This window comes from Shimia thalassica (assembly GCF_001458215.1).
Taxonomy (GTDB): domain Bacteria; phylum Pseudomonadota; class Alphaproteobacteria; order Rhodobacterales; family Rhodobacteraceae; genus Shimia; species Shimia thalassica.
In genome coordinates, this window is the sequence record NZ_CYTW01000012.1 from 1 (window position 1) to 890 (window position 890).

Below are 890 nucleotides of genomic sequence, written 5' to 3' on the forward strand. Positions count from 1 at the left end.
CCTTCGTGCATCAGATCAAAGCCCTTGTTGATGTCCTCAAGGCTGAGCTTGTGAGTGATCATCGGGTCGATCTCGATCTTGCCATCCATGTACCAGTCAACAAATTTAGGCACATCTGTCCGGCCTTTCGCCCCGCCAAAAGCGGTGCCTTTCCAGACACGGCCTGTGACCAGCTGGAACGGACGGGTAGAAATCTCTGCGCCTGCGGGTGCAACGCCGATGATCACCGACACGCCCCATCCGCGATGCGAACACTCAAGCGCATCCCGCATGACATTTACGTTGCCGGTCGCATCAAAAGAATAATCGACGCCGCCAAACTGGTCTTTTTCGGTTTTGGTCAGTTCAACAATCGCTTCGGTAACGGACTGCCCTTCCAGTTTAGAAGGGTTTACAAAGTGGGTCATGCCGAATTTCTTTGCCATTTCGGCTTTGTCGTCATTCAGATCGACGCCGATGATCATATCGGCACCGGCCATTCTCAAACCCTGAATCACGTTAAGACCGATACCGCCAAGGCCAAACACAGCCGCAGTTTCGCCAATCTTGACGCCCGCGGTGTTGATAACGGCGCCAATGCCGGTGGTCACACCACAGCCGATGTAGCAGATTTTATCAAACGGGGCGTCGTCGCGCACTTTGGCCAGCGCGATTTCGGGCAAAACCGTGTGGTTCGCAAAGGTCGAACATCCCATGTAGTGATAGATCGGCGTGCCATCGAGCATCGAGAACCGGGTCGTTCCATCCGGCATCAGGCCCTGGCCTTGCGTGCCGCGGATCGCGGTGCAAAGGTTGGTTTTCCCGCTCAGGCAGGAATGGCATTCGCGGCATTCAGGGGTGTAAAGCGGAATGACATGGTCGCCGGGTTTCAGCGTCGTGACGCCTTCGCC

The 890-nt window shown here is 55.7% G+C and carries 1 protein-coding gene; it reads right to left on the reverse strand.

The features are described from left to right. Positions 1–890, reverse strand: an 890-nt coding sequence (locus PH7735_RS20260; protein WP_058313258.1) for a zinc-binding dehydrogenase, incomplete at both ends; no start/stop codon positions are given.